Source organism: Streptococcus oralis, assembly GCF_001578935.1.
GTDB lineage: Bacteria > Bacillota > Bacilli > Lactobacillales > Streptococcaceae > Streptococcus > Streptococcus oralis_R.
Genome location: NZ_KQ969521.1, coordinates 1,011,562 through 1,017,930, shown reverse-complemented (window position 1 = coordinate 1,017,930; position 6,369 = coordinate 1,011,562). Strand labels below are relative to the sequence as shown.

Genomic DNA, 6,369 nt, shown 5'->3' with positions numbered 1-6,369 from the left:
CAGTTGAGGGACTGAGTTTTTCTCTCTCTCATAATTTACCTGACAAAAATTATGGAGGTGACTTGTTGGTTGGGAATGATACAGAAAAATTTGACCAACTTTTAGATGAGGAAACGGACGTAGCAGTCTATGGTCATGTCCACAAGCAGTTGCTTCGTTACGGCAGTCAAGGACAACAAATCATCAATCCAGGGTCGATTGGCATGCCCTATTTTAATTGGGAGGCGTTAAAAAATCACCGTGCCCAGTATGCCGTGATAGAGGTCGAAGATGGGGAATTGGTAAATATTCTATTCCGAAAAGTTGCTTATGACTATGAAGCAGAGTTAGAATTGGCTAAGTCCAAGGGTCTTCCTTTTATCGAAATGTATGAAGAACTACGTCGAGATGACAACTATCGGGGGCACAATCTAGAACTCTTAACTAGTTTAATTGAAAAGCATGGGTATGTAGAGGATGTGAAGGAGTATTTTGATTTTTTGTAAGAGTTCCCTAAACAACCAATACAAATTAAAAACGATTGGCTGGTCCAATCGTTTTTAATATCTCTTATGGTAACTGAGATTGATCTGGAAGGTAAGAACCACCTAGATAGATATTACTGAGTTTTTCCAAGGTTCCATCTTGGTAGAGACCTTTTAAGGCAGTGTCAAATTCTTTTTTGAAGTCCTCTTGGTCGGAGCCAAAAACGATATAGTTGTTAGGATTGTTGCTGCTCTCCAACTCGACAACGGCTAGGTCTAGTCCCCGATCTTTGATAATCTTTTCAACTGAAATTTTATCAAAAATCAAGAAATCAAATTCCCCGTTGGCCAGATCAAAGAGGCGTTTACCAACATCCTCACCAGAATAGTCGATAGTTGCTGGGGTACTCGCATGCTCTTGATTCCAGTCGGTTACCAGTTTGGCAGTGGATGTACCGGTATCGTCTTGAGTCGTTTTTCCAGCGATTTGATCAAGTGAGGTGAGGGATTGGGATTTTTGGCTGACCAGTACTAATGGATTTTTAGCAATTGGGAGGGAGTAGAGATATTTTTCAGCTCGTTCCTTGGTGTAACTGAGGTTATTAGCAGCTGCTTGGTAGCGGCCTGCATCGATTCCTGGGAAAATACTCTCCCAAGCAGTTTTTTGGAACTGTACCTCATAGTTGGGCAATTTTTCATCGATGGCCTTTAAAACTTCTACATCATAGCCAGTTAGGTTTCCATTTTCTTCGTAGTCAAATGGAGGGATGTCCCCCGCGGTAGCGACGACAATGGTTTTGGTCGTAGACGGTTCAGTCGTTGAATTTCCCTGACTGCAAGCAACCAATAATGGAGTTAATAATAGGGTTAATAAAGCTTTTTTCATGTTATTCTCCTTCAAGATGATGCTCTAATTGCTAGCATATCAGAGAAGAGGAAGCTTTTCCAATATAAATTTTTTATGGCGTCGATAAAGAAAAATTATCAAGAGGGAATTATTGGGGCAGGTCTGCACGGCCAAGCCTTTAAACCAGAATGCTTCTGGTTGATGAGGGAAGCTCCTGTCCGTCACAGACAGATTCGCTGAATGTATTCCTATCACTGGCTAAGAGGAGGCCTTATTCCTATGAAAAATCTCTGCAAGCTCTTTCAAATTGTGGTAAAATGGAAGCAGTAGAATTAGAAAAGGAAATCGATTATGAAATTTCTTGAATTAAATAAAAAACGTCATGCGACTAAGCATTTTACTGATAAACCAGTAGATCCCAAAGATGTGCGTACGGCTATCGAAATCGCAACCCTGGCCCCAAGTGCCCACAACAGCCAACCTTGGAAATTTGTGGTTGTTCGTGAGAAAAATGCTGAATTGGCAAAATTGGCTTATGGTTCGAACTTTGAGCAGGTATCATCAGCACCTGTAACCATTGCCTTGTTTACAGATACAGATCTAGCCAAACGTGCTCGTAAGATTGCCCGAGTTGGTGGTGCTAATAACTTTTCTGAAGAGCAACTTCAATATTTTATGAAGAATCTGCCTGCCGAGTTTGCGCGTTACAGTGAACAACAAGTCAGCGACTACCTTGCCCTCAATGCAGGTTTGGTTGCTATGAACTTGGTTCTGGCTTTGACAGACCAGGGAATCGGTTCTAACATTATTCTTGGATTTGACAAATCAAAAGTTAATGAGGTTTTGGACATCGAAGACCGTTTCCGCCCAGAACTCTTGATTACGGTAGGTTACACTGACGAAAAATTGGAACCAAGCTACCGCTTGCCAGTGGATGAAATCATCGAGAAAAGATAGAAAGAAGAAAAAATGACAGCAATTGATTTTACAGCAGAAGTAGAAAAACGCAAAGAAGACCTCTTGGCTGACTTGTTTAGTCTTTTGGAAATTAACTCAGAACGTGATGACAGCAAGGCCGATGCTGATCATCCATTTGGACCTGGTCCAGTAAAAGCCTTGGAAAAATTCCTTGAAATCGCAGACCGTGATGGCTATCCAACTAAAAATGTTGATAACTACGCAGGACATTTTGAGTTTGGTGAAGGAGAAGAAGTTCTCGGAATCTTTGCTCACATGGACGTAGTGCCAGCTGGTAGTGGTTGGGACACAGATCCTTACACACCAACTATCAAAGACGGTCGTCTTTATGCGCGTGGAGCTTCAGACGACAAGGGGCCTACAACAGCTTGTTACTATGGTTTGAAAATCATCAAAGAATTGGGCCTTCCAACTTCTAAGAAAGTTCGCTTTATCGTCGGAACAGACGAAGAATCAGGCTGGGCAGACATGGACTACTACTTTGAACATGTAGGACTAGCAAAACCAGACTTTGGCTTCTCTCCAGACGCTGAGTTTCCAATCATCAATGGTGAAAAAGGAAACATCACTGAATACCTCCACTTTGCAGGTGAAAATACAGGTGCTGCTCGTCTTCACAGTTTCACAGGTGGTTTACGTGAAAACATGGTACCTGAGTCAGCGACAGCAGTCGTTTCAGGTGACTTGGCTGACTTGCAAGCTAAATTAGATGCCTTTGTTTCAAAACACAGACTCAGAGGAGAACTCCAAGAAGAAGCTGGTCAATACAAGGTGACTGTGATTGGTAAATCTGCCCATGGTGCTATGCCTGCTTCAGGTGTCAATGGTGCGACCTTCCTTGCCCTTTTCCTCAGCCAGTTTGACTTTGCTGGACCTGCAAAAGACTACCTAGACATCGCTGGGAAGATTCTCTTGAATGACCATGAAGGTAAAAACTTGAAAGTAGCTCATGTGGATGAAAAGATGGGCGCTCTTTCCATGAATGCGGGTGTCTTCCGCTTTGATGAAAAGAGTAGCGATAATACCATTGCGCTCAACTTCCGTTATCCAAAAGGAACCAGTCCAGAGCAGATTAAGTCAATCCTTGAAAACTTGCCAGTTGCTTCTGTTAGCCTTTCTGAACACGGTCACACCCCTCACTATGTACCAATGGAAGATTCGCTTGTGCAAACCTTGTTGAATGTCTATGAAAAACAAACTGGTCTTAAAGGTCACGAGCAAGTGATCGGTGGTGGTACTTTTGGTCGCTTGCTGGAACGTGGAGTTGCCTACGGTGCGATGTTCCCAGACTCAATTGACACTATGCACCAAGCCAACGAATTTATCGCCTTGGACGATCTCTTCCGAGCAGCAGCAATCTATGCAGAAGCTATTTATGAATTGATCAAATAAAACGATAGAAGTCTGAGATGTTATGCTTGGACTTCTTTTTGGAGGAAAAACAGATGTCTCAAATCGAAAGAATCAAGCAGGCTATCATGGCGGATCCGCAGAATGTCAGTTATACAGAACGCGGAATCGAACCTCTCTTTGCAGCGCCAAAGACAGCTCGCATCAATATTGTCGGTCAGGCTCCGGGGCTTAAAACCCAAGAAGCAGGGCTTTACTGGAAAGATAAGAGCGGCGATCGCTTGCGTGAGTGGCTAGGTGTTGACGAAGATACTTTTTACAATTCAGGTTATTTTGCGGTGTTACCCATGGATTTTTACTTTCCAGGACATGGCAAGTCAGGAGATCTTCCTCCTCGTAAAGGTTTTGCCGAAAAATGGCATCCCCAACTCTTGCAAGAGTTGCCCGATATTCGATTAACTCTCTTGATTGGACAGTATGCCCAAGCCTACTATCTTCATGAGAAAGTTAGTGGCAAGGTAACAGAGCGCGTAAAACACTACAAAGACTATTTACCAGAGTATTTTCCTTTAGTTCACCCTTCTCCTCGTAATCAAATCTGGATGGCTAAGAATCCTTGGTTTGAGACAGAAGTGGTGCCAGATTTGAAAAAAAGAATTAAAACAATTTTATAGCCAATGAAAATCAAAGAGCAAACTAGGAAGCTAGCTGCAGGTTGCTCAAAGTACAGCTTTGAGGTTGCAGATAGAACTGACGAAGTCAGCTCAAAACACTGTTTTGAGGTTTGTGGATAGAACTGACGAAGTCAGCTCAAAACACTGTTTTGAGGTTTGTGGATAGAACTGACGAAGTCAGTAACCATACCTACGGTAAGGCGACGCTGATGTGGTTTAAATTTGATTTTCGAAGAGTATTAGGAGAAAAAGAATGAAAGAAATAGCCTTCGATGCATTTTACCAGCTTTATCAAAATGAGAAGCTTTCTCTAGTAGACGTGAGAGAAGCAGAAGAGTTCCAGACGCTTCATTTAGAAGGTGCTCAGAACCTACCACTTAGTCAATTAGCTGATATCTATGATCAAATGGACAAGGACCTCTTGCATTATGTCATTTGTAAATCTGGGATGAGGTCAGCGCGTGCTTGTCAATTTCTAGCTGAACAGGGTTATGACGTTATCAATGTTCAAGGTGGAATGACGGCCTTTGAAAATCTTTAAACCTCTATTGCGATAGATCCTAATCTTCCCTTGCTCAGTTCTAACTGAGTGAGGGATTTTGTTTTTAGATAATTCTTATTTTTAAAAATATTGAAAACATTCAATATTTACTTCGTGATGCTTTTTTCATACTCTTATTCGTGATATACTAGGTCAGTATTTTAGAAATATGAAGGAGATTCTTTATGGCTAAAAAAGGTGCCCTAACAGGTTTGCTCCTGTTTGGAATATTTTTTGGTGCGGGGAACTTGATTTTTCCGCCTTCTCTAGGTGCCCTATCTGGAGAACATTTTCTTCCTGCCATTGCAGGTTTTGTCTTTTCAGGCGTCGGTATCGCCGTTTTGACTCTCATTATTGGAACACTAAACCCGAAAGGATACATTCACGAGATTTCTAAGAAAATTTCACCTTGGTTTGCGACACTTTATCTTGCAGTCCTCTATCTATCAATTGGTCCCTTCTTTGCCATTCCACGTACAGCCACAACGGCTTACGAAGTCGGGATTAGCCCCCTCTTGTCGGATGCCAATAAAGGACTTGGCTTGATTGTTTTTACTGTACTGTATTTTGCAGCAGCTTATTTGATCTCGCTCAATCCATCAAAAATCTTGGATCGAATCGGACGTGTTTTAACGCCAGTCTTTGCCTTGTTGATCGTTATCTTGGTTGTACTAGGTGCCTTCAAATACGGTGGAACAAGTCCTCAAACTGCGTCAGCTGCTTATCAAGCTTCTGCCTTTGGTACAGGATTCCTAGAAGGTTATAATACCTTGGATGCCCTTGCCTCAGTTGCCTTTAGCGTAATCGCAGTTCAAACCTTGAAACAACTTGGATTTTCAAGTAAGAAAGAATACATTTCAACTATTTGGGTTGTTGGTATCGTTGTTGCCCTTGCCTTCAGCGCTCTTTACATCGGTTTAGGTTTCCTTGGAAATCATTTCCCAGTACCTGCTGAAGCTATGAAGGGTGGAACACCAGGTGTTTACATCTTGTCACAAGCCACTCAAGAAATCTTTGGCTCAACAGCTCAACTCTTCCTTGCAGCTATGGTTACCGTAACCTGCTTTACAACAACAGTTGGTCTGATTGTGTCCACAGCAGAGTTCTTTAATGAACGCTTCCCGCAAATCAGCTACAAGGTTTATGCGACAGCCTTTACCTTGATTGGATTTGCGATTGCCAATTTGGGTCTTGATGCGATTATCAAGTACTCAATCCCTGTATTGGTTATCTTGTACCCAATTACGATTGCTATTGTCATGATTGTCATCGTGAACAAATTTGTGGCTCTTTCAAAACCAGGTATGCAGTTGACAATTGCTGTTGTTACAGCTATTGCCATTGCAAGCGTCCTAGGAAGCTCATTTAAGGTTGAGTTTCTTGCAAATCTTGTCAGCGCTCTTCCTTTTGCAGCTGCCTCTCTTCCATGGCTAGTGCCAGCTATTATCGGAATCTTGCTTTCATTGGTCCTACCAAACAAACAAGAGAGTGACGTTTTTGAGATGGAATAAAAAA

6 protein-coding genes and 1 pseudogene are annotated in these 6,369 nt (G+C 42.1%); 6 read left to right on the top strand and 1 reads right to left on the bottom strand.

What is annotated here, in order from left to right; translation table 11 throughout:
* Positions 1 to 485: pseudogene (locus tag SORDD15_RS05100) on the top strand (metallophosphoesterase family protein); the annotation flags it as partial.
* 64 nt (positions 486 to 549) lie between these two features.
* Here the strand turns inward: SORDD15_RS05100 and SORDD15_RS05095 are convergent.
* Positions 550 to 1,350, bottom strand: coding sequence for an amino acid ABC transporter substrate-binding protein (locus SORDD15_RS05095; RefSeq protein WP_061415072.1), 801 nt, complete (start codon positions 1,348 to 1,350; stop codon positions 550 to 552).
* A gap of 312 nt (positions 1,351 to 1,662) precedes the next feature.
* Between SORDD15_RS05095 and SORDD15_RS05090 the strand changes: the two genes are divergently transcribed.
* The 5 genes from SORDD15_RS05090 (at position 1,663) to brnQ (ending at position 6,365) form a co-directional block, all read left to right on the top strand.
* Entirely contained in the window at positions 1,663 to 2,268 is a 606-nt protein-coding gene (locus SORDD15_RS05090) for a nitroreductase family protein (RefSeq protein WP_061415069.1), read from the top strand.
* A gap of 12 nt (positions 2,269 to 2,280) precedes the next feature.
* Positions 2,281 to 3,681: a dipeptidase PepV gene (gene pepV, locus SORDD15_RS05085; RefSeq protein ID WP_061415066.1), complete on the top strand. Its 1,401-nt coding sequence runs from the start codon at positions 2,281 to 2,283 to the stop codon at positions 3,679 to 3,681.
* A 53-nt stretch (positions 3,682 to 3,734) separates the two neighbouring features.
* Positions 3,735 to 4,313, top strand: coding sequence for a uracil-DNA glycosylase family protein (locus tag SORDD15_RS05080; protein ID WP_061415689.1), 579 nt, complete (start codon positions 3,735 to 3,737; stop codon positions 4,311 to 4,313).
* 253 nt (positions 4,314 to 4,566) lie between these two features.
* On the top strand, positions 4,567 to 4,854 hold the full coding sequence (locus SORDD15_RS05075; RefSeq protein WP_061415064.1) for a rhodanese-like domain-containing protein: 288 nt from the start codon (positions 4,567 to 4,569) through the stop codon (positions 4,852 to 4,854).
* A gap of 185 nt (positions 4,855 to 5,039) precedes the next feature.
* Positions 5,040 to 6,365 (top strand): branched-chain amino acid transport system II carrier protein, encoded by a 1,326-nt coding sequence (brnQ, locus tag SORDD15_RS05070; RefSeq protein WP_061415061.1) that lies wholly within the window; start codon positions 5,040 to 5,042, stop codon positions 6,363 to 6,365.
* Positions 6,366 to 6,369 lie beyond the last annotated feature (4 nt).